Raw genomic sequence first — 21,902 nt, 5'->3', positions numbered from 1 at the left:
CCGTTCCGACCGCTGTACTCTGTTCCCCCTGCAGGAAGCATCAAGCACACCGTTCGCAACATCGATCCTGCTGATGGTTTGGACTTTGGATCCGTTCCCTCGAACACAGAAGCTTGCGACCAGGAACCACTTAACCATGTCTCCGGGCAATTCAACAGTCGAGTTACCGACAATTTGCAAAAAAGATGATCTTGCGAATGCGCAGGTGAGGCACGCAATGGTCAAATCCGTACTTGGAGTAGGTTTGCCTTTGGATAACCGAGTGCCCATCAGGCAAACAGGCTGTGACACAGGTCGCTACTCGGTAGTGGAATGGCAGGTAGGGCTCTCGCAACACACACGTTTCACACTTTCCCTGCGTGTCGCGGTCTCGGTCCGATGAATCCGACCGACCCCTACACCCGAACTCACCCTGCTCCGGGATCGAGCTTTGGCGGATCGTTGCTGAATCGTGTCCTTTTGGGACTTCCGGACGGCAATGCCCGATTGACCCACGTCACGGACCTTCCGGCGCGCGCGGCACGGATCACGACCTGGCCGTCGTGGGTATCGCCGGATGTGATCGCAGCGTTTCGCGCGTGCGGTATAGAAGCCCCGTGGTCACATCAGACCCGCACAGCGGAGTTGGCCGCGAGTGGACAACACGTTGTCGTCTGTACGGGGACCGCATCCGGTAAATCGCTCGGCTATCAATTGCCGGTGCTCACCGCGCTGCAAGCGGACCCGCGGGCCACCGCTCTATATCTATCCCCGACCAAGGCGCTGGGTGCGGATCAGCTCCGCGCGACAGGTGCGCTCACTCATGAGGGACCGCTGCGCGACATCCATCCCGCCACCTACGACGGCGACACCCCGGCCGAGATCCGGCAATGGGTGCGGGCCAATGCGCGCTGGATCTTCACCAATCCCGACATGCTGCACCTGGGCATTCTGCGCTCACATCAGCGTTGGGCACGGGTGCTGCGGCAGTTGCGCTATGTCGTGGTCGACGAATGCCATGCCTATCGGGGAGTATTCGGCTCGCATGTGGCGATGGTGCTGCGCCGGCTGCGCCGCCTCGCCCGGCATTACGGCGCCGATCCGGTATTCGTCCTGTCCTCGGCCACCACCGCCGATCCGGCGGTGGCCGCATCCCGTCTGATCGGCGCACCCTGTGTCGCGGTGACCGAGGACGGCTCGCCCCAGGGCGCCCGGACCGTGGCCCTCTGGGAACCCGCGCTGCTGGCCGCCGTCGGTGAGAACGGTGCGCCCGTCCGGCGACCGGCGACCATGGAGGCCGCGCGCATCATGACCGACCTGGTCGCCGAGGGTGCCCGGACGCTGACGTTCGTGCGCTCGCGGCGCAGTGCGGAGCTGGTGGCCATGGAGACGCGGCGCATGCTCGCCGAGGTGGATCCGGAACTGGCCGACCGCGTTGCCGCCTATCGGGCCGGATATCTGGCCGAGGACCGGCGGGAACTGGAGGCGGGCCTGGCCGACGGATCTTTGGTGGGCGCCGCCACGACGACGGCATTGGAACTGGGCGTGGACATCGCCGGGCTCGATGCCGTGGTCATCGCGGGATTTCCGGGGACGGTCGCGTCGTTCTGGCAGCAGGCCGGGCGGGCCGGGCGCCGGGCGCAGGGATCGCTGGTGCTGCTGGTGGCGCGCGACGATCCGCTGGACAACTACCTCGTGCACCACCCGCAGGCGCTGCTGGGACGGCCGGTGGAGGCCACCATCACCGACCCCCACAACCCCTACGTGGCGGGGCCGCATCTGCTGTGCGCCGCGCTGGAACAGCCACTGACCGATGACGAGGTCCGCGAGTTCGACGCCTGGGAGCTGCTCACCGAGCTCGCCGCCGACGGCCTGGTCCGGCGGCGGGAGAACGGCAGGGGCCCGGCGCGGTGGCATGTCATCGCCTCGACCCAGCCGCACGACGCCGTCGACGTGCGCGGCGGCATCGGCACGACGGTCGCGATCGTCGACGAGGAGAGCGGCCGCCTGCTGGGCACCACGGATGCCGGGCGTGCCCCGGCCACCCTGCATCCGGGCGCGGTACATGTGCATCAGGGCGAGACCTACGTCGTGGATGAGCTGGATCTCGAGGCCGGGGTGGCATTCGTGCATGCCGAACAACCCGGCTGGACGACCAGCGCGCGGGCGGTCACCTCGATCACCGTCGACGAGGTCACCACCGAGCGCAGGCACGGCGAGGTGACGGCCGCATTGGCCCAGGTGCGGGTATCGCGCCAGGTCGTGGGCTATCTCCGCACCCTGCCCACAGGTGAGGTGCTGGACCTGGTGGAGCTCGAGCTGCCGGAGCAGACGCTGCCGACCCGGGCAGTGCTGTACACGGTCACGCCGCGGCTGCTGGCCCGCGCCGGTATCGAACCTCGGCGCGTGCCGGGCGCCCTGCATGCGGCCGAGCACGCCGCGATCGGGATGTTGCCGCTGGTCGCCAGCTGCGATCGCTGGGACATCGGCGGGGTCTCCACTGCCGAACATCCCGATACCGGCCTGCCGACGGTGTTCGTCCACGACGGTCACCCCGGCGGAGCGGGCTTCGCCGAGCGCGGTTTCGCCCGGCTGCGGACCTGGCTGGCGGCCACCCTCGCGGTCGTCGACGGCTGCGAGTGCCCCGCCGGTTGTCCTTCCTGCGTACAGTCGCCGAAGTGCGGCAACGGCAACCACCCGCTGGACAAGGCGGGGGCCGCCGCCCTGCTGCGGGCGATCCTGACCGACCTACCGCCCGACGACCCCGATGACGGCGACGAGGCCGAACCGTGACACCAAGGTCATCATGACGAGACCGGTTCGCTACCTACAGGTAGGCCCGGCGCGACCGCGAACCGGCCGCGAACGAAGGCGGCGAGGGGAGAGCCGAGTCACGCGTCCCTACCACCCGGAATGAATAAAGAGGAATGTGCTCATATTAACTGACGCTTTGCTCTCGTGATTAGCCATGACTTGCGCCGTCAATTCCAATGACACTTCATAGATCAATTGAACAATTAGTCACGGTGCATTTCCGGCCAGCGGGATTCGGCTATCTCGGCCACATCCACGGACAGATTGTGGCCCGAGTCACGCATTGTTGAACACAGACCGTCCGGTATTAATTAGTTGCCTTCGCCGTCCACGGGACCCGCGCGTGCCGCCGCTCGGACCATTCGGGAACCGAGGGGGCCGAGCGAGGCGCCCGCCTCGACGGTGATCGTCGCGTCCCAGCCCTCGACCGCACAGTCGCGCACTCGGACCCGCATGCGCTTCGCGATCTCGTCGGCCCGGGCACAGCCGGTCTCGGCGCCGGTGGCCAGGGCTCCCGCGGCGGCCAGCGCTCCCAGGTCGGCGGCGGCCTGAGCGCGATGCCTGACCGCCACGACCGCTCCGAGCTGAACGATCAGCACGGTGACCACGAGCAGTGCGGTCAAGGCCAGGCATGCGGCGACAGTGGCGGCCCCGTCGGCCGCACGCCAAGAGCGGGCGGTCATGGATCCGGTCCCGGTTCGAGTGCGGCGACCGCGTCCGCGCGCACGACCACCGAGGGCAGGAGCGGCGCTCGGGCCGTGACGACGGCAACCACCCACTCCCCCTCGGTGCGCACGGTGATATCGGCGCCACGCGGAGCCACTTTGCGTGCCGCGGTCGTTGCGTCGGCGTCGGCGCCGCGGGCGGCCAGCCGGGCGGCCTCACGGGCGGCGTCGATACAGCGGATCTGCACCGACGCCGCCAGTAGCGCACCCAGGCACAACAGCACCGTGGCGACCACGGCCGCGAGCGCGATGGCGGCCTCCACGGTCACCGCTCCGCGGTCGCCGCCGGGCCTCACACGGAGGTGTTCAGCGCCTTGTCGATGATGCTGGTCAGGGCGTTCACAATCGAATCCCCGGTCACCACCGTGTACAGGACCGCACCGAAGGCCGCCGCCGCGATGGTCCCGATGGCGTATTCGGCCGTACTCATGCCGTCGTCGGACTCGACCACCTGACCCAGCCGGTGGCGCAGCCGCAGCAGCGCCGATCGAACCGTCGTCCGCACCGCTCTCCCCTTTCTGTTGCGTCGGCGCGGCGGATCCACGCCGATCACGTTCTCTGGTCACAGCAGCCCTCCGCCGAGTAGACGACCGGACAGGCCGATGACGACCGGCACGATGCCCAGACAGAGGAAGGCGGGCAGGAAACACAGCCCGAGTGGGCCACCGATGAGAACGCCGGCCCGTTCGGCCCGGGCCGCGGAGGTGTCCTCCACGGCGGCGCGGCACTGATCGGCCAGCCCGGCGACCCCGCCCGCGAGCGCGGCCCCGGAACGCGCCGAACGGCGTATCAACCGGGCCAAGGCTCGGAGTTCCTCCGAACCGGCGTCGGCGGCGGCGCACTGCCAGGCGGCGACGGGGTCGGCCCCCAGGGCGAGCAGGTCCGCCGCGCGTCGCAAGGCGGAGCCGAGCGGCCCCGGGGCGGCGAATGCCACCGCACGCACGGCCGTCGCCACGGGTAACCCCGCCCGCAAACAGGCTGCCAGTAGATCGAACGCCGATGCCGTTGCCAGAGGGTCGGTTCCGGTGTCCTCCCGCCGCACCCGCGGATGGCGCCGCACGCCGGGAACAACCTGCAATCGACCGATCGGCCCCATACGCCCCGGCACCGTCAACAAGGCGCCCGCAAGCAGAAGCATCGCAATCTGCCACGCGCTCAACCCCAACCCTCCTCAGCCCCGCCGCACCGACGTGTCTGTGGGGTCGCGGCGGCGCGGAGAAGGGGCGTTGGGGCTGGGGAAGGTGGTCGGATGGTGGTCATATCAGTGCCTTTCGGGTGATCGAGTCGGTCCATAGGAGGCCGAGGCAGGCGAGGGCGGTGCCCAGGGGGAGTAGGACGGTGCCGATGGCGGAGGTCAGCAGTACCGAGAGCGGGGCGGCGCCCATCAGTTGGCCGAGGGTGATGCCGAGCAGGGGTAGGCCGGCCAGCACTGCCGCGCTCGCACGGGGGCCGGCCAGGGCCGCGGTCGTGCGGTCACGGAAACGCATGCGGGCCAGCAGGTCTGAGCGGGCCGCATCGAGGAGATCGGCCAGGGCCAGGCCGTGCTGTTCGGCCACCTGCCAGGCGTCGGCGATGCGGCCCAACTCGGCGGCCACGACCGAACGGGGCACTCGCAACCCTTCCGCCGCCGAACCGCCGAGCCTGCTGCGGGCGGCGCTGGCCGCGAAGGCGCGTGCCGCCACGCCGTCGGTCTCGTCGGCGGCCGCCGCGGCGGCCGCGCTCGGATGAGCCCCGACCCGCAGTTCCCCGATCACCACCTCGAGCCCACCGGCCAAGGCACGACATTCCGTGCAGCGCCGACGATCCCGCCGCAGTTGCCGCACCCGCACACCCAGAGTCCCCGCGACCAGGACAGCCGCAATCAGCACACCCACCCCGAGCACCGCGGCCCCGACGATGGCCACTCCGACCAGAACCCACCACCACCGGTCCGGCGAAACGCCACCGCCCCACCCACCACGCGCGACCAACCGCTCGAGCCTCCGGCCCGCCCCACCGCGCGGCCACATCAGCACGGCAACCGCAGCACAGGCAACGGCGGCGCTCATCCTGCCACCTCGAATATGCCTGCGGGATAGGGCGTTCCGAGAGAGCAGTCGTATCCGCTGGGACGGACAGGATGCAGATGTCGGTCTGTCGGGAGGAACGGCGCCCAGAGAGGCACCGGGCAGACGCTGTCAGGCGTGAGCATCGGCTTATCGCGCGTGGTGGGCGGACCGAGCTGAGGGTCGCCGACCGATCGGGTGTCGGTGGGAACACAAGTGGCTGAGGTCATCGGGGAAGCCGTTCGTCGAGGAGGCGGTGGAGGGTGGGGGCAGCAGGCGTGGGGGTTGCGTCGTTGCGCCATGCGGGGTCTATGTGGACCTGGCCATCGGGGGCGCGGACCACGACGCCGATCTCGTTCAGGGTGCGGGTGCCGTCGGGGCGGCGGTGGACGTGCAGGACCACCTGGACGGCCGCGGCGAGCTGACTGTGCAGGGCCGTGCGGCCCATACCGCCCAGGGCCGCAAGGGCTTCCAGGCGGGCAGGCACCTCGCGGGGTGAGTTGGCGTGGACGGTTCCGGCGCCGCCGTCGTGGCCGGTGTTCAGGGCGGTGAGCAGATCGACCACTTCCGCGCCCCGGACCTCACCGATGACTATCCGGTCCGGGCGCATGCGCAGGGCCTGGCGGACGAGGTCACGGACGGTGACCGCGCCGACGCCCTCCACATTCGGCGTGCGCGCCACCAGGCGCACCACATGGGGGTGGGGCGGAGCCAGTTCGGCCGCGTCCTCGACGCAGACGATGCGTTCGTCCGCATCGACCTTCGCGAGCAGACCGGACAGCAGTGTGGTCTTGCCCGCGCCGGTTCCGCCTACGACCAGAAAGGCCAGCCGAGCGCGAATCATGCGTTCCAGCAATCTTTTCGCGTCCGGCGGCACCGATCCGCTCCGGGCGAGTGCATCCAGGTCTTGACTGGCCGGGCGCAGCACCCGCAACGACAGGCACGTGCCGCCGTGCGCGATCGGCGCCAGCACGGCGTGCAACCGCACGCCGAATGAATCACCCACCAGCCCTTCGATTTCCGGGAGCCGACCGTCCACCCAGGGTTGTGCATCGTCGAGTCGTCGCCCGGCCGCCAATGCCAGCCGCTGCGCCAGCCGACGCACGGCCGCCTCGTCCGGAAAGGTGACCGGCGTCCGTTGCAGCCCGTACCCGCGATCGACCCAGACGGCATCCGGCCCGGTCACCAGCACGTCGGACACCCGCGGATCGTGCAGCAGCGTTTCCAACACCCCGGCACCGGTCATCTCGGTCTGCAATACCCGCAGCGCACGTAGCAGATCGGTATCCCCGAGCACCCCGCCCGCCTCGGCCCGAATCGCGGCCGCCACCCGAACCGGATCCGGCTCACCGTTTTCCGCCGCCAACCGCTCCCGGACCCGATCCAACAACTCGTCGTTCACAAAGCCACTCATCGCCCGCCCCCACGCCCGGCGGTCAACGCCCCCTGACACATCGCAGCTCCCCGTCCAAGCCCGCTCGGATACCGAAACTGCTCCGCCACAGCACAAGCCAGGGGCCGACAGTCGACTTCTGCGCTCGACCGTCCTCGCATCCAAGCTCTCCTCGGATATCCCGGTGCCCTACCGGCACCCGGCCCGTGACAGCGCCCGGCGGCACGCCCAAGCCTTCTTTCGTGCCGAACCCGTTCCGCTACAACACATGTCATCGGAATAGGGCCGCTGGTCGTGGGGCGGTTCATCGGTCTGCGTCCGAGACGACGGTGAGGATGCATTCCGCGGCCGTGCGTAGTGGGCCGCGAGGGGTGGTCAGACCGCCGCGTTCGAGGTGTGCTGCCAGGCCGGATTGGGGGCGGATCGCGGCCAGCAGGGGTAGGCCGAGAGCGTCGGCGATCTCCGAGCCGCAGAGGCCGCCGGGAGCGGGGCCTCGAACGATCAAGGCCTGGTTGGGGTTTCGGGTGCGTAGGTAGGCGGTGACGGTACGGGCGGCGGCCACCGCGCGCAGGCGGGCGGGCACCACCAGGACGACGAGGTCGGCGGCATCGAGCATCTGGTCCACGTGGGGACCACGTTGGCCGGATACGTCGCAGACCACCAGGTCGCCGGCGGAACGGCCCGCCTCCACCACGGCGCGCACGGCGGCCGGGCCGATCTCGTCGGGGACGGCGTCGGCCGTCCGTCCGCAGGCCAGCACGCTCAATCCGGGCGCCGCCGTCGGCAGCGCCCGGTGCAGTGCCTCGGCCGCGACCCGGCCGTCCTCGAGCGCCAGGTCGGGCCACCGCAGCCCGGCCACCGATTCGATGCCGAGCAGCAGGTCGAGCCCACCACCCGCCGGATCGCCGTCGACCAGCAGCGTGTCGGGACGGAATCGCCCGACGGCGGAGGTGAGGGCCGTCGCCGCGGCGAGAACCGAGGCGCCCGCGCCGCCGCCCGCGCCGACGACGGTGACCACCGCACCATCCCCGGATCGGCATCGAGGCCGGTCGGCGAATGCCTCGATCAGCAGGTCCGCTGCCGCCGGTAGGGAGACGACCCGCTCGCTGCCCACGGTGGCGGCAGCCTGCCAGTCGGGCAGGCCCGGTTCGCCCGCGGTGACCAGAACCGTGCCGGATCGCCGGGGATAGCCGGCGTCCGTGCACGCACGCGCACCGGATGTGTCGAGGATCACCACATCCGCCTCGAGCCAGGCATGACGGCCGACCGGCATCGGCCGTTCGTCGAGCTGCCGGTCGGCCGCGGCCGCGATTCGACGGACCTCGTCGCACAGCCGATGGTCGGAGACCACCACCAGGGCGGGCGATTGGGGCGCTGCAACGGAATTCATGCAGGTCAGCGTCGCCCGAATCGCCGAGCGGCAACAGGGGACGGCGGCCGAATGTGGATAACTACGGGGATGTGAGCCGGAACAGAACCCCGCGTAACAGCTACTGCCAGACGGTAAGCCGGGAAAAGTCCCGAAGATAGAGGACGGCCCCAGCCGGGGGGGGAGGAGGCTGGGGCCGTCGGGGTTCAGCCCCGGGGGGTCGGGCTGAACGCGCCTGGACCATGTCCAGGTGCCAGCAATACTACACCCACGCCCCGGCCGAAACGCAAGTCCACCGGCCGAGGAAGTTTCCGCCGTCGAACCCGGCGTCACGGCGGCAAACTCCGGTGGCGCACACCCCTATCCGGTCGGGAACCTGACCGCCTCGACGGCGGCCGAGCTCCCTATCCTGGACCGCGTGACGGCCGAGGGCGACCAGACAACCGCGGGGGATGGAACGAACCGAATGAATACCCAGACGAGGCCGCCGGGCGGGCGCATCGCCGCCTTCTTCGACCTGGACAAGACGGTCATCGCCAAGTCGAGCGCCTTCGTGTTCAGCAAACCGTTCTTCGATCAGGGCCTGCTCAACCGCCGGACCGTCCTGGAGAGCAGCTACGCCCACTTCCTGTTCCTGCTGTCGGGCGCCGACCACGACCAGATGGAACGGATGCGCGAGCACCTGACGAAAATGTGCGCCGGCTGGGATGTCAACCAGGTGAAGGCGATCGTCGCCGAGACCCTGCACGAGCTGGTGGAACCGCTGATCTACGCCGAGGCGGCCGACCTGATCGCCGACCACAAGATCCGCGGCCACGACGTGGTGATCGTCTCGGCCTCGGGCGAGGAGATGGTCGGGCCGATCGCCGCCGCGCTGGGCGCCACCCATACCGCGGCCACCCGAATGGTCGTCGAAAACGGTAGGTACACAGGCGAAGTCGAGTTCTACTGCTACGGCGAGGGCAAGGTGGAGGCGATGCGGCGCCTGGCCGCCACCGAGGGCTACGACCTGGCGCACTGCTACGCCTATTCCGATTCGATCACCGATTTGCCGATGCTGTCCGCGGTGGGTCATCCGACGGCGGTGAATCCGGATCGAGGGCTGCGCCGGGAGGCCGTCACCCGCGGATGGCCGGTGCTGACCTTCTCGAATCCGGTGTCGCTGTGGGCGCGGATTCCGGCGCCCTCGTCGACGACCGTGGCCGCGACGGCGGTGGTCGGATTGAGCGCCGTGGTGGCCGGGGCGATCAGCTATCGCCTGTTGCGCCGCCGACGCTGAGACGGTCGGCCGCGGCGGTTTCGGTCATTGCACCCAACTATCAAGGACACCACGAAACGCCGGTCGACACGCCGAGTAATTGAATGTTTCCCCAGCTCTTGATGTGGGTGGGCTCACAGAGTAACAATGGACGCAGGGAAGGACGGAAGGCCAAGATCGAGGCCGGAAGAGAAGGTCCGATCTCCCATCCCACCCTTCCCAGCACGGACGCCAGGCACCCACGCGGAGCGCGCCGCGACAAGGGCAGCAGCGTTGTGGGCCTGCGAGTACCGGGCCTGCGACGGCGATGGCCTCGCACAGGTTGCGGGGATGAACCGTCGGAGTCCGGCGAATCGCCGAGGCCGCAGAACACAACCCGAACAGCACGCTTGGTAACCGGGTGGTCCGTGCTAGCGGGCGGTGAGGTCGTTCAACGACTACGCCGCCCGCATTGATGTGTATGGGCACCTTGGTCCGGCACCTTCGGGATTCGCGGCCCGGCTCGTTTCTGGACTGACGGAGCGGGGGAGCGAAGCGGAGGAGCGGAGGAGGGAAGAAGCGAGCCTCAGGGGCCGCGAATCCGCGACGCCGGAGGCGGCGCCAATTACACAGCCGCGTCGGCGATCGAACGGGCCTCGCGCGCACCGTCTTCCAGGGCTCCGCAGCAGAGGATGACCCAGCCGCCGACGCCCTCCGGCGTCCCGGTGCCGAATCCGGCGGCGGCATCCAGATAAGCCTGCCGACGGCGCAGCCAGAACACCTCGGGCACACCCAGACTGTGGGGGTCGAGACCGCTGGACACCGCAACCAGCCGCGAGGCGGCCCGGGCCACGATGCCGTCGGCGGTGCCGAAGGGTTGCAGCGCCAACAGTTCTCCGTGCACCACGGCCGCCACGACCGGTGCCGGCGCGGTCGAGGTCAGCGCGGTCTGCGCGAGGAGATCCAGCCGTTCGGCGATACCGGGCGTGTTCCGGGGACGCCCCAGCTGTTGTTCGTCGGCCAGATCGGCGGCGGCCAGCAGGTGCAGCCGAGCGAGTGCCTGCAGCGGCGCGCGCTGCCAGACGCCGACCAGATTGCGCAGGGCATCGCCGTCCAGGGCCTGCCCGACCCGCAGCGCGCCCGTCAGGATGGGGTCCGCCTGCCGACCGTCGATGGGCAGTTCGGTGCTGCCGCCGTCGATGGCCGCCGACGACCGCGCCGCCCGCACGGCCGCCTCGGCGGCGGTGGTCGGCCAGCCCCGGCGATTGGCCTTGTGCATATGCACCTCGGCCAGCGCATCGCGGGCACGATCGGCCGCGTCACGCACACCGGGCAGGTCGACCAGGGGCTGCAGGACGTCACTCACGACCCCACACGCTACTCGAGCCACCGGTTGGGCCATGCGGGCGTGATGGGAAGCCCTGTCTTCCAGGCCCCAGGGGCCGGGAAGACAGGGAAATAGAGAGGCGACCCGGCAGCCCACACGTAGGGCGTCCCGCGTCGAGAGGGCTGAGTCGACGGGACAAGAAAGACCTGTCCTCCTGGCGGGCCGGGCAAGACAGGGAATGGAGACGTGGACGGGCCCTGCGAAGGGTTGGGCGTTGCGCAGGGCCCGGAACACGCTGGCGGGGATTGGGTCAGGCCGTCTTCAGGAGGTCTCGGCCGGGGATGGCGGCGAGGAGGCGGCGGGTGTAGTCGGATCGGGGATTGTCGAATACCTCCGTGGTGGTGGCGGCCTCGACGATTTTGCCCTGTTGCATGACCACGACGTTGTCGGCGATCTGGCGGACCACGGCCAGGTCGTGGGTGATGAACAGGTAGGACAGGCCCAGCTCGGCCTGAAGTTCGTTGAGCAGGCTCAGGATCTGGGCCTGTACGAGGACGTCCAGCGCCGAGACCGCCTCGTCGCAGACCACCACCTCGGGTGAGAGCGCCAGCGCCCGGGCGATCGCCACGCGCTGGCGCTGCCCGCCGGACAGCTCGTTGGGGTAGCGGCGCATGACCGAGGCCGGTAGCGACACCTTGTCCAGCAGATCCCGGACCGTGGCCTCGCGCTCCTTCCCGCTCCCGATGCCGTGCGTGCGCAGCGGCTCCTCGATGGTGCGGAAGATCGAGTACATGGGGTCCAGCGACCCGTAGGGATCCTGGAACACCGGCTGCACGCGCCGCCGAAACGCCAAGGCGGCCTTGCTGTCCAGCGTCGCCACCTCGCGCCCGTCGAAGGTCACCTTCCCCGACGTCGGGGCCAGCAGACCCAGCACCATCTGTGCCACAGTCGATTTCCCGGAGCCGGACTCGCCCACGATGGCCGTGGTGGTACCCCGCCGCAGCCGGAACGACACATCGTCCACGGCGACGAGGTCGGAGGACCGCCACGGCGCGTTACCGCGGATCTTGAAGACCTTGGTGAGGTTCTCCGCGATCACCACATCATCGGGGGCACTGGCGAATTCGGCGTCGGTCTCGGCCAGCTGCTCGGCCGCCTGGACGGCCTGCTCGCGCACCTCGGCCCGCTTGCGCACCGACGACAGGCGCTGTGAGGCCAGCGACGGCGCCGAGTTCACCAGCTTCTTGGTGTACAGATGCTGCGGTTCGCGCAGAATCTGCAGTGCCGGACCGGATTCCACGACCCGGCCCCGATACATCACCACCAGGTGTTCGGCCCGTTCGGCGGCCAATCCCAGATCGTGGGTGATCAGCAGCACCGCGGTGCCCAGCTCACTGGTGAGATCATCGAGGTGGTCGAGGATCTGCCGCTGCACGGTGACATCCAGCGCGGAGGTCGGCTCGTCGGCGATGAGCAGTTTGGGCCGGCACGACAACCCGATCGCGATCAGCGCGCGCTGACGCATTCCGCCGGAGAATTCGTGCGGATACTGGTTCACGCGCCGCTGCGCGTCGGACATGCCCGCCTCGTTGAGCAGTTCGACCGCCCGGTGCCGCGCCGCCGACCCCTTGGCGATTCCGTTGGCCTCCAAGGTCTCCCGGATCTGGAAGCCGACCTTCCACACCGGGTTGAGATTCGACATCGGGTCCTGCGGGACGAAGCCGATGCCCCGGCCGCGCACGGCGACGATATCGCGTTTGGATGCCTTCGCCAGATCCTTGCCGTCGAACAGGATCGAGCCGGAGGTGACCTCGCCGGAACCGGGCAGCAGATCGATGATCGCGTGCGCGGTCGTCGACTTGCCGGACCCGGATTCGCCGACGATCGCCACGGTCTGGCCCGGGTACACCGACAGGTTCACCCCGCGCACGGCGGGAATCTGCTTGCCCTCGGCGGTGAAACAGACATTGAGGTCGCGGACCTCGAGCAGTGGTTGATCCATCTCCGTCACCTCTTGCGCGCCTTGGGATCCAGCGCGTCACGCACCGCATCGCCCAGCAGAATGAAGCTGAGCACGGTGAGCGCCAACGCCGTTGCGGGATAGAACAGGATGCCGGAGGTGCGGATCTCCTTCTGATCCGCGGCGATATCGGCACCCCAGGACACGATCGTGCGGGACAGGCCGACACCGAGGTAGGACAGCGTCGCCTCGGTGACGATGAATACGCCCAGCCAGATCGTGCTGATCACGATCAGCGGACCGGCCGAATTCGGCAGTACGTGCCGGATCAGGGTGCGGAATCGCGACACACCCAATGCCTTTGCGGCCGTGACGTATTCACTGTTCTTGGCCTGGATCACCGCACCGCGGGCGATGCGCGCGGCCTGCGGCCAGCTGAACGAGGCCAGGGTGATCATGACGGTGAAGACCGTCCGCGACTCCAGCAACGACATGATCACGATCGCGGCCAGCATCAGCGGCAGGGCATAGAAGATCTCCGCGATCCGCGACACGATCGAATCCAGAAGCCCGCCGTAGTACCCGGCCAATGCCCCGGCCGTGCCGCCGATCAGGACGAACAGCACCGTCGCGCCGACACCGGTCGCGACCGACGCCCGTGCCCCGTACAGGGTGCGCGCGAAGATGTCGCAGCCCTGCTTGTCGAATCCGAACGGATGCCCGCTGCTGGGTGGATGCATGCTGAAATCGCCGCTGCAGTACCGCGGATCCAGACTGGTGAACAATCCGGGCCACGCGACCACGACCAGCACGAAGGCGATCAGCACCGCGGCGATCAGGAAGATCGGATTGCGCCGCAGCTGCCGCCAGGCGTCGCGCCACACGCTGGTCGGTGTGGCGGTTTCATCGAGCCGGTCGGTGGCCAGCACCTCCACCTCGTCCGGCGGGGCCACGTAACGCTCCTGTCCGGGCCTGATCGGCCGGACCTCGGTCTGTTGGTCAGGCATAGCGGATCCTCGGATCGAGTGCGGCGTAGAGCAGATCGACGATCAGATTCGAGATCAGGAAGACCAGGATCAAAACCGTCACGAAGGCCACGACCGTGGGCGGTTCGCCCCGGGTGATGGCCTGGTAGAGCGTCCCGCCGACGCCGGGAATGTTGAAGATGCCCTCGGTGACGATCGCGCCGCCCATCAGGCTGCCCAGATCGGCGCCGAGGAAAGTGATCACCGGGATCATCGAATTGCGCAGGATGTGGACCGTGATCACGCGGCGGCGGCCCAGCCCCTTCGCGGTGGCGGTGCGGACGTAATCCGCACTCATGTTCTCGGCCACCGAGTTTCGGGTCAGCCGCAGGACATAGGCGAACGACAGCGAACCCAGCACGATGGCCGGCATCAGCAGATCGCCGAAACCCGCCTTGCTGCCGACGGTGACCGGCGCCAGACTCCATTTGATGCCGATCACGAACTGCGCGAGGAAACCGACCACGAAGATCGGCACGGCGATGATGATCAGGCTGAACACCAGCAGCGTGGAATCGAACAGCTTGCCCTTGCGCAGTCCGGCGACCAGGCCGAACAGCACGCCGAACACACCCTCGATGACCACCGCCATGATCGCGAGCCGGAAGGTGATCGGGAACGCCCGGGCCAGTTCCTCCCGGACCGGCCGACCCGAGAAGGACGTTCCGAAATCGAAGGTGAGAATCCCCTTCAGGTACTGCAGATATTGCACGATGAACGGCTGATCCAGGTGGTAGCGGGCCCGCAGCGCGGCCTCCACCGCCGGAGTCATGGGCCGGTCACCGGCCAGCGCCCGGATCGGATCGCCGGGCAGCAGGAAAACCATTGCGTAGATGAGCAGCGTGGCTCCGAGGAAGACCGGAATCATCTGGAGCAACCGCCGCACGACATACCAAGCCATGTTTCACTCCTATGAGCTGCGGGGGCCGTGCATGCGCACGACCCCCGCGGGCGGCTACTTCTCGATGTTCTCGAAATCGAACAGGCCCGACCAGGTGACCTCGGCCTTCTTCACCTTGTCCGAGCGCCCGGCCGCGACGTTGTAGTCGAAGATCGGGATATCGGCCATGTCCTTGAACAGGACCTGCTGCGCCTCGGCGAGCCGATCGTAGGCCTGCTCGGGAGTGGGTGCGGCCTGCGCGGCGAACAGCAGCCGGTCGAATTCGGGGTTGGAGTAGTGCGTGTTGTTGGTGCCCGAGCCGGTGAGGAACAGCGCGGTCAGGAACTCGAACATCGATGGGTAGTCGCCCTGCCAGCCGTAGCGGAACGCCTTGCCGAGCTTGCCGGAGTTGATCTCGTCGCGGATGTTCTTGAACGTCGGGTACGGCACGCCGACGGCGTCGATGCCGAGGGTGTTCTTGACGCTGTTGGCGACCGCCTCGATCCACGCCTGGTGTCCGCCGTCGGAGTTGTAGGCGATCTCGTAGCGGCCCGACCACGGCGAGATGGCGTCGGCCTGCGCCCACAGCTTCTTGGCCTCGTCCGGGTTGTACTTCAGCACCTCCGACCCGGGCAGATTCTCCCGGAATCCGTCCAGGGTGAACGCGGTGAAGTCCCGCGACGGCACCCGGGTGCCCTGGAAGATGTTCTGCGCGATCTGTTCCCGGTTGATGGCCATCGAGATGGCCTTGCGGCGCAGGACGCCTTCCTCTCCGGCGAAATGCGGCACGTTCGGCTGGACGCCGATGTGCTGGCTGTAGGCGATCGGCTTGGAGATGGCGCGGTCGCCGAGATCCTGCTTGTACGAGGTCAATGCGTTATCGGGGATGACATCGAGGGCATCGAGGTTGCCGGCCAGCAGATCCGCGTAGGCGGTGTCGTAGGACTGGTACATCACGAACCGCAGTCCCTTGTTCTTGGCCGGGCGGCCGCCGTGATAGTCCGGATTCGGCTCGAGATCGATCTTGACGTTGTGGTCCCAGGACACGAACTTGTAGGGGCCGTTGCCGATCGGGTTGTTGCCGAACGCCGTCATGTCCTTGTAGGCGGAGTCGGGCAGCGGGTAGAACGGCGTGAAGCCCATCATCAGTTCGAAGTCGATCGAGGGCTGCTTCAGATCGACGGTGAAGGTGCGATCGTCGATCACCTTCAGCCCCGACAGCGTCTGCGCCTTGGGCGGATTCGCCGACACCTCGTCATAACCGGCGATCTGGGCGAACACCCAGTTCTGCAACTGGCCGTTGGTGCTGAGCGCGCCGTAGTTCCACGCGTCGACGAAGTTCTTCGCCTTCACCGTGGTGCCGTCGGTGAATTTCCAGTCCGGCTTGATGGTGATCTTGTAATGCTGGCGGTCCGTCGTCTCGATCGACTGGGCCATCTCGTTGTGGGCCTTGCCCTCGGCGTCGTAGTACTTCAGCCCCGCAAACAGGCGATCGATCACCCGGCCGCCCATATTCTCGTTCACGTTGGTGGGCACCAGCGGGTGCTGGGGCTCGCCGGCGTTCACGGTGACGATGTCGGCATCGCTGCCACCGCCCGAGGTACAGCCTGTCAGTGCGAGGCTCGTGGCCAACAGTGCTGCCGCAGCCAGCGCGGTGATCGTCTTGAATCTCAACGCAGTTCTCCCGGTTCAGGAAGGGCAGGAGGACCGACGGCACGCGCAGGGATCGGCCCGTGGGCACCGACGATCCACCTTGGGTGAAACGGACAGTAGCCACCTGCAACCGGGTTGTCAGCGGATCGGCCGGTGTTTGTTCGGCTTGTTAGCAATTCGGCAACATATCCGACCCATTGGCCCCGGTTGCGAGTGCGAATTGCGCAATCCGGCTAGATGCGTCGGCAGGGTTGACGGTTCGGTCATGGTTCGGTCCTAGGGGCTGCGTCACAGTCCGTTACTGTCGAAACGTGGCCGCGGTCACCCCCGGCCGAAGTGCATGCGAAAGAAGAGACGAGATGACCGAAACCACCGCTGATCACCTGGATGCGTATCCGCCGTCCGCGGAGTTCGCCGCCGCGGCCAATGCCGATGCGTCTCTCTACGACCGGGCCGCCGCCGACCGCGAGGCGTTCTGGGCGGAGCAGGCCGAGCGGCTGCATTGGCATCGGCCGTGGAACCGCGTGCTCGACTGGGACGACGCACCCTTCGCGCGCTGGTTCGTCGACGGCAAGCTGAATGTCGCCTACAACTGCGTGGACCGCCACGTCGTCGACGGCCACGGCGATCAGGTCGCCATCCACTGGGAGGGCGAGCCGGGCGATTCCCGCGACATCACCTATGCGCAGCTGCTGGCCGAGGTCGGCCAGGCCGCCAACTACTTCACCGAACTCGGTCTGGTGGCCGGGGACCGGGTGGCCATCTACATGCCGATGGTCCCCGAGGCCATCGTGGCAATGCTGGCGTGCGCGCGACTGGGACTGACCCACTCGGTGGTGTTCGCCGGGTTCTCCCCGACGGCACTGCGGCAGCGCGTCGACGATGCCGAGGCTCGGCTGGTCGTCACGACCGACGGGCAGTGGCGGCGCGGGAAGGCTGCGCCGCTGAAGGAGGCCGTGGACGAGGCGTTGTACGCGCACGGCGGCACGCCGTCCAGCGTCGAGCACGTCCTGGTGGTGCGCCGCACGAATATCGAGGTGCCCTGGACCGAGGGCCGCGACCTGTGGTGGCACGAGACGGTGGCGCAGGCCTCGACGGAGCACGAGGCGCAGCCCTTCGATGCCGAGCATCCGCTGTTCATCCTCTACACCTCCGGCACCACCGGGAAGCCGAAGGGAATCCTGCACACCTCGGGCGGCTACCTGACCCAGGCGTCCTACACCCACCACTACGTCTTCGACCACAAGCCGGGCCAGGACGTGTACTGGTGCACGGCCGATATCGGCTGGGTGACCGGGCACAGCTACATCGTGTACGGGCCGCTGTCGAATCGGGCCACCCAGGTGGTGTACGAGGGCACGCCGAATTCGCCCGATGAGCATCGGCATTTCCAGATCATCGAGAAGTACGGCGTCAGCATCTACTACACCGCGCCCACGCTGATCCGGACCTTTATGAAGTGGGGCCGCGAGATTCCGGACGCGCACGATCTGTCGAGCCTGCGGGTGCTGGGCTCGGTGGGCGAGCCGATCAATCCGGAGGCCTGGCGCTGGTACCGGGAGGTCATCGGCTCGAACCGGACCCCCGTCGTGGACACCTGGTGGCAGACCGAGACCGGCGCGATCATGATCTCGCCGCTGCCCGGCGTGACGGCCGCCAAACCCGGTGCCGCCATGACACCGCTGCCCGGCATCTCGGCCAAGGTGGTCGACGAGGAGGGCAATGCGGTGCAGCTCGGCGAGACCGAGGCCAACGGCTATCTGGTGCTCGATCAGCCGTGGCCGTCGATGCTGCGGGGCATCTGGGGCGACCCGCAGCGGTACAGGTCCACCTACTGGGAGCGGTACGCCGCGCAGGGCTGGTACTTCGCCGGTGACGGCGCCAAGCTCGACTCCGGCGGCGACCTGTGGGTGCTGGGCCGCGTCGACGACGTGATGAATGTGTCCGGCCACCGCATTTCCACCGCCGAGGTCGAATCGGCACTGGTGGGACACCACGGTGTCGCCGAGGCCGCGGTCGTCGGCGCCAGCGACGCCACCACCGGCCAGGGCATCGTGGCGTTCGTCATCCTGACCGGCGAGGCGAACAACACCGGCCAGGACCTGATCGACGAACTGAAGGCCGAGGTCTCGCGAGAGATCAGCCCCATCGCCCGCCCCCGCGAAATCCACATCGTCCCCGAACTCCCCAAGACCCGCTCCGGCAAGATCATGCGCCGCCTCCTCCGCGACGTCGCCGAGGGCCGCGAACTCGGCGACACCTCAACCTTGGTGGACCCCAACGTCTTCGAGGCCATCCGAGCCAAGAAAGCGAATTGGTGAGGACCCCGTCGTTCCGGCCCTAGGGGCCGGAACGACGGGAATGGGGGCGGCCCAGCCCGAACGACGGGACGGGGACAGTGCGTGCCACCGAACAAGCGGAACGGGCAAGGCCACCTTGGAGGCGGTCGGCCTCGATTCACGGCTGGCCCCTCGATCGATGGGCCCGGCCACACCATTTCCCGTCATTCCGGCCCCCTAGGGCCGGAATGACGGCATCTCCGCAGCGTTGCCGGACCAACCAGGGCGAAAACCGACTGGACGGACACGTTAAGATGGCGTTAGGAGTGCCGGGAAGTCTGGTCGGCGTGTGGTAGTGCGCGCCCGCGGATCGGCTGGGTTTGCGCATTGCGTTCGCTGTCCGCCCGGTTGAAAGGTGCTCTGTCATCGCCACTCTGCGCTCCGACGTCATTGACCCGCTGCGGTCCGAGCTGTCTCGGTTTCTTCGCACCGAGACCGTTGGTGGGGCGCTGCTGCTGATTGCGGCCGCGGTGGCGCTGCTGTGGGTGAATTCGCCGTGGGGTGACAGTTACTTCTCGCTCGCCGAGACCAGGGTGGCGATTGCGCCGCTGCATCTGGATCTGAGCGTTGCCGACTGGACCAAGGACGGGCTGCTGGCGATCTTCTTCTTCGTCGCCGGGCTCGAACTCAAGCGGGAGCTGGTGGTGGGGGAACTCGCCGACCGCAAACGGGCCGCCCTCCCGATTGTCGCCGCGATCGGTGGTGTGGTCGTCCCGGCCTTGATCGCGTGGGCCATCGGCTTCGGCCTGGACGGTATGGATCGCGGCTGGGCCATTCCGGTCGCTACCGATATCGCCTTCGCCCTGGCCGTGCTCGCCCTGACCGGCTCCCGGATCCCCACCACCGCACGGGTTTTCCTGCTCAGCCTCGCCGTCGTCGACGATCTGATCGCCATCATCCTGATCGCGGTGCTGTTCACCAGCTCGATCGCGATGGGCTGGCTGCTCGCCGCCGCGGCCTGCTTCGCTGCCTGGGCGCTGGCGCAACGACGGCGGCTGGGCAGCCCGCTGATCTACGTCCCGCTGGCGCTGACGTCCTGGTATGCCCTGCACGAGGCCGGGATTCACCCCACCCTGGCCGGGGTGCTCTGCGGCCTGCTGACCCGGGTCCGGACCGACCCGGGCGAGGACGAGGCACCGGCCACCCGGCTCGAGCATCTGTTCCAGCCGATCTCCGCGGGCGTCTGCGTTCCGCTGTTCGCGCTGTTCGCCTCCGGAGTCCCGCTGTCGGTGGCGGTCTTCGGCGAGCTGTTCACCGATCGGCTGGCGTTGGCGATCATCGTCGGCCTGCTCGCCGGTAAGACCCTCGGCATCTTCGGAACCGGCTGGCTGGCGGTGCGCCTGGGCATCGCGCAACGACCCGACGGACTCGCCTCACGCGACATGTTCGCCCTGTCGGTACTGGGCGCGATCGGCTTCACCGTTAGCCTCTTGGTGGCAGAACTTGCGTTGGCGAACGACGACGCCGCCGCCGAACTGGCGAAAGCCGCCGTGTTGATGACGTCAATGACGGCGTCGCTGCTGGGTTCGGCGCTACTGTTGCGACGGGGCCGTGCGCACCAGGCGCGGCACGACGCACGCGCAGCTGCCGGATACGAGTGAAGGCCGGGCAGCACCGGGAGATGGAGAAGGGTCGAGCAATTGAGCTTCACACAGGGCGGTAACGGGCAGGACACGGGCCGCAACCGGACCATCACCTCGATTCCGCTGTCGGAGGTCGACACCGTCGGGAACGCCAGCATCGGCGATCTGGTGCGCGATGCCGCCGAGCAGGTGTCGACCCTGGTGCGCGCGGAGGTGAAGCTCGCCAAGACCGAGGTGACGGGCGAGATCAAGAAGGGCCTGCAGGGCAGCGTCTACTTCATCGTCGCGCTGGCCATCCTGCTGTTCTCCACCTTCTTCTTTTTCTTCTTCGTGGCCGAACTGCTCGATGTGTGGCTGTACCGGTGGGCGGCATTCCTGATCGTGTTCGGGGTGATGGTCGTCGCCGTGGCGCTGTTCGCCTTCCTGGGCTATCGCAAGGTGCGCAAACTGCGGGCACCCGAGAAGACCATCGAGTCGCTCAAGGAGACCCGCACGGTTCTGCCGCATGTAGGCTCGCACGACGAGTCCTACGGTCGTCATGCCGCCGACAAGCCGAGCGCCTGAGTCGCGCACTACGCTTTTCGGCGTGTCGTCGAACCCGAGTCCGGATCCGTCCAGCGTCCGCTACGACGGACCGTGGACCCACAAGGACGTCCATGCCAACGGCATTCGCTTCCACGTGGTCGAGGCGGCCCCGGCGCACGCCGTGTTCGCCGAGACCCCACTGGTGTTGTTGCTGCACGGCTTCGGCGACTTCTGGTGGTCGTGGCGGCATCAGCTGACCGGCCTGGCCGAGTTGGGCTATCGCGCGGTCGCGGTGGATCTGCGCGGCTACGGCGACTCCGACAAACCCCCGCGCGGCTACGACGGTTGGACGCTGGCGGGCGACGTCGCCGGACTCATCCGCGCCCTCGGGCATACCGAAGCGACGCTGGTCGGACATGCCGAGGGCGGTCTGGTGTGCTGGGCGACCGCGGTGTTGCATCCGCGATTGGTGCGCTCGATCGCGCTGGTGAGCTCGCCGCATCCGGTCGCGCTCAAGCAGGCGGTCCTGCGGGACCGACGACAGCGCTCGGCCTGGCTGCCGAATTTCCTGCGCTATCAACCGCCCCGTTACGGCGAACACCTGCTGACCCGGCGCAACGGCTTCGAGGTGGAGCGGCTGCTGCGCCAGCGGGTCGGCCACGACTGGTCGCGCACCACCGACTTCGTCGATACCGCACACCGGATGCGCTCGGCCATCCGGATTTCCGGTGTCGCGCACTGCGCGCTGGAGTATCAGCGCTGGGCCTTCCGTAGTCAGTGGCGGCCCGACGGTTACCGATTCATGTCGGCCATGCGCGAACCCGTCCGCGTCCCGGTCCTGGTCCTGCACGGCGACGCCGACCGCTACATCCTCGACACCACCGTGCACCGCGCCCACCGCCTGTCGCCGGACCGCCGTATCGTGCGGGTCCCCGGCGTCGGCCATTTCGCCCACCAGGAGAGCCCGGAGTCGGTCACGGCCGAACTGGCGAAACTCCTGGCCTGATATCAGCGGTAAAAGGTGGGGCCGCAAGCGTTTTCGCCTGCG

18 protein-coding genes are annotated in these 21,902 nt (G+C 68.2%); 6 read left to right on the top strand and 12 right to left on the bottom strand.

What is annotated here, in order from left to right; genetic code table 11:
- The first annotated feature begins 378 nt into the window (after positions 1-378).
- Entirely contained in the window at positions 379-2,772 is a 2,394-nt protein-coding gene (locus IU452_RS36185) for a DEAD/DEAH box helicase (protein WP_195113769.1), read from the top strand.
- A gap of 332 nt (positions 2,773-3,104) precedes the next feature.
- Here IU452_RS36185 and IU452_RS36180 read toward each other — a convergent pair whose 3' ends face one another.
- The 7 genes from IU452_RS36180 to ssd all read right to left on the bottom strand — a co-directional run bounded on the left by IU452_RS36180 (position 3,105) and on the right by ssd (position 8,346).
- On the bottom strand, positions 3,105-3,476 hold the full coding sequence (locus IU452_RS36180) for an Rv3654c family TadE-like protein (protein ID WP_195113768.1): 372 nt from the start codon (positions 3,474-3,476) through the stop codon (positions 3,105-3,107).
- Positions 3,473-3,787, bottom strand: coding sequence for a TadE family type IV pilus minor pilin (locus tag IU452_RS36175; protein ID WP_324193020.1), 315 nt, complete (start codon positions 3,785-3,787; stop codon positions 3,473-3,475). The genes IU452_RS36180 and IU452_RS36175 overlap by 4 nt, the downstream gene beginning before the upstream one ends.
- 23 nt (positions 3,788-3,810) lie before the next feature.
- On the bottom strand, positions 3,811-3,999 hold the full coding sequence (locus tag IU452_RS36170) for a DUF4244 domain-containing protein (protein WP_195113826.1): 189 nt from the start codon (positions 3,997-3,999) through the stop codon (positions 3,811-3,813).
- A gap of 81 nt (positions 4,000-4,080) precedes the next feature.
- A complete protein-coding gene (locus tag IU452_RS36165) occupies positions 4,081-4,656 on the bottom strand; it encodes a type II secretion system F family protein (RefSeq protein WP_195113825.1) in 576 nt (191 codons plus the stop codon).
- Positions 4,657-4,774: 118 nt separating this feature from the next.
- Positions 4,775-5,566 carry a type II secretion system F family protein gene (locus IU452_RS36160; RefSeq protein WP_195113766.1) on the bottom strand — a complete coding sequence of 264 codons (792 nt, stop codon included), beginning with the start codon at positions 5,564-5,566 and terminating at the stop codon, positions 4,775-4,777.
- A gap of 223 nt (positions 5,567-5,789) precedes the next feature.
- Positions 5,790-6,977: a TadA family conjugal transfer-associated ATPase gene (locus tag IU452_RS36155; RefSeq protein ID WP_195113765.1), complete on the bottom strand. Its 1,188-nt coding sequence runs from the start codon at positions 6,975-6,977 to the stop codon at positions 5,790-5,792.
- Between the two features lie 283 nt (positions 6,978-7,260).
- A complete protein-coding gene (gene ssd, locus IU452_RS36150; RefSeq protein ID WP_195113764.1) occupies positions 7,261-8,346 on the bottom strand; it encodes a septum site-determining protein Ssd in 1,086 nt (361 codons plus the stop codon).
- Between the two features lie 445 nt (positions 8,347-8,791).
- Here ssd and IU452_RS36145 point away from each other — a divergent pair, with 445 nt between their 5' ends.
- A complete protein-coding gene (locus tag IU452_RS36145; protein WP_195113763.1) occupies positions 8,792-9,604 on the top strand; it encodes an HAD-IB family hydrolase in 813 nt (270 codons plus the stop codon).
- A 583-nt stretch (positions 9,605-10,187) separates the two neighbouring features.
- Here the strand turns inward: IU452_RS36145 and IU452_RS36140 are convergent.
- From IU452_RS36140 to IU452_RS36120, 5 genes are all read right to left on the bottom strand, one after another.
- Positions 10,188-10,928 carry an oxidoreductase gene (locus IU452_RS36140; RefSeq protein WP_195113762.1) on the bottom strand — a complete coding sequence of 247 codons (741 nt, stop codon included), beginning with the start codon at positions 10,926-10,928 and terminating at the stop codon, positions 10,188-10,190.
- 271 nt (positions 10,929-11,199) lie between these two features.
- Entirely contained in the window at positions 11,200-12,891 is a 1,692-nt protein-coding gene (locus IU452_RS36135; protein ID WP_195113761.1) for a dipeptide ABC transporter ATP-binding protein, read from the bottom strand.
- Between the two features lie 5 nt (positions 12,892-12,896).
- Positions 12,897-13,856 (bottom strand): ABC transporter permease, encoded by a 960-nt coding sequence (locus IU452_RS36130; protein WP_195113760.1) that lies wholly within the window; start codon positions 13,854-13,856, stop codon positions 12,897-12,899.
- Positions 13,849-14,775: an ABC transporter permease gene (locus tag IU452_RS36125; RefSeq protein ID WP_195113759.1), complete on the bottom strand. Its 927-nt coding sequence runs from the start codon at positions 14,773-14,775 to the stop codon at positions 13,849-13,851. The genes IU452_RS36130 and IU452_RS36125 overlap by 8 nt, the downstream gene beginning before the upstream one ends.
- Positions 14,776-14,829: 54 nt before the next feature.
- A complete protein-coding gene (locus tag IU452_RS36120) occupies positions 14,830-16,428 on the bottom strand; it encodes a peptide ABC transporter substrate-binding protein (protein WP_228819334.1) in 1,599 nt (532 codons plus the stop codon).
- A 338-nt stretch (positions 16,429-16,766) separates the two neighbouring features.
- Here IU452_RS36120 and acs point away from each other — a divergent pair, with 338 nt between their 5' ends.
- The 4 genes from acs to IU452_RS36100 all read left to right on the top strand — a co-directional run bounded on the left by acs (position 16,767) and on the right by IU452_RS36100 (position 21,860).
- The gene (gene acs / locus IU452_RS36115) at positions 16,767-18,728 is read left to right on the top strand and encodes an acetate--CoA ligase (RefSeq protein ID WP_195113758.1); all 1,962 of its coding nucleotides are present in this window, start codon (positions 16,767-16,769) and stop codon (positions 18,726-18,728) included.
- A 407-nt stretch (positions 18,729-19,135) separates the two neighbouring features.
- Complete coding sequence (gene nhaA, locus IU452_RS36110) at positions 19,136-20,347, top strand: Na+/H+ antiporter NhaA (protein ID WP_416382405.1); 1,212 nt, start codon at positions 19,136-19,138, stop codon at positions 20,345-20,347.
- A 39-nt stretch (positions 20,348-20,386) separates the two neighbouring features.
- Complete coding sequence (locus tag IU452_RS36105; protein WP_195113757.1) at positions 20,387-20,893, top strand: phage holin family protein; 507 nt, start codon at positions 20,387-20,389, stop codon at positions 20,891-20,893.
- A 22-nt stretch (positions 20,894-20,915) separates the two neighbouring features.
- Positions 20,916-21,860: an alpha/beta hydrolase gene (locus IU452_RS36100; RefSeq protein WP_324193019.1), complete on the top strand. Its 945-nt coding sequence runs from the start codon at positions 20,916-20,918 to the stop codon at positions 21,858-21,860.
- Positions 21,861-21,902: the final 42 nt, after the last annotated feature.

The organism is Nocardia transvalensis, assembly GCF_015477765.1.
GTDB classification, from domain to species: Bacteria; Actinomycetota; Actinomycetes; order Mycobacteriales; family Mycobacteriaceae; genus Nocardia; species Nocardia transvalensis_A.
Note: the sequence above shows the minus strand (reverse complement) of the source record. Positions and strands in the feature narration are given on the sequence as shown.